The following is a 725-nucleotide window of genomic DNA, read 5'->3' on the forward strand; positions in this document are numbered from 1 at the left end:
AGAAGGTGCCATCCTCGCCCACTTCAGTGGTGGCGACCGGGTTGCCATTGCCATCGGTGATCTCGACGGTCGCACCTGGCTCGCCGGTACCGGTGAGGGTGGTGCCGTCGGTGTCATTCAGGGTCGGCGTGTCGGTGACGGTGTCTTTGACGCTGTCAGCCGTGAATTCAGCCGCGTTATTGCTGTTGTCAGTGACGGTCAGCGTCGCGGTCAGTTCGCCTTCGGCCAGACCAGACAGGTCCTGGCCCGCGACTGTCAGGTTAGTGCCCTCGACCGTGATATCGGCGGTGTCGACGGTGACGGAACCACCTTCGCCGTCGGTGATCACTAGCTGGACGTTGCCGCTGTCGAGGCCCTCCTCGATGGTGCCGGACAGGGTGACGTTGCCGATTTCGTCGGCATTCAGGAAGCCGTCGTCACCATCGCCGAAGGCAATGCTGTTCTCGCCTGCCGCCGGCGGGGTGGTGTCAGTGGCGGTATCGACGATGACGGAGTTGGACGGATCACTGGTGTTGCCGGCCAGATCAGTCGCGGTGGCCGTCAGTTCGGTGCCGTCTTCCGGCATCGGGTCGAGCTCGACCAAGAAGGTGCCATCCTCGCCCACTTCAGTGGTGGCGACCGGGTTGCCATTGCCATCGGTGATCTCGACGGTCGCACCCGGCTCACCGGTGCCGGCGAGGGTCGTGCCATCGGTCTCTTCGAGCACTGGGGCTTCGGGCGCAGTG

The 725-nt window shown here is 64.4% G+C and carries 1 protein-coding gene; it reads right to left on the reverse strand.

The annotated features are described in order from the left end of the window. Positions 1–725, reverse strand: a 725-nt coding sequence (locus tag QQF40_RS16985; protein WP_285462029.1) for an Ig-like domain-containing protein, incomplete at both ends; no start/stop codon positions are given.

Source organism: Cobetia sp. LC6 (genome assembly GCF_030264805.1).
Lineage (GTDB): Bacteria > Pseudomonadota > Gammaproteobacteria > Pseudomonadales > Halomonadaceae > Cobetia.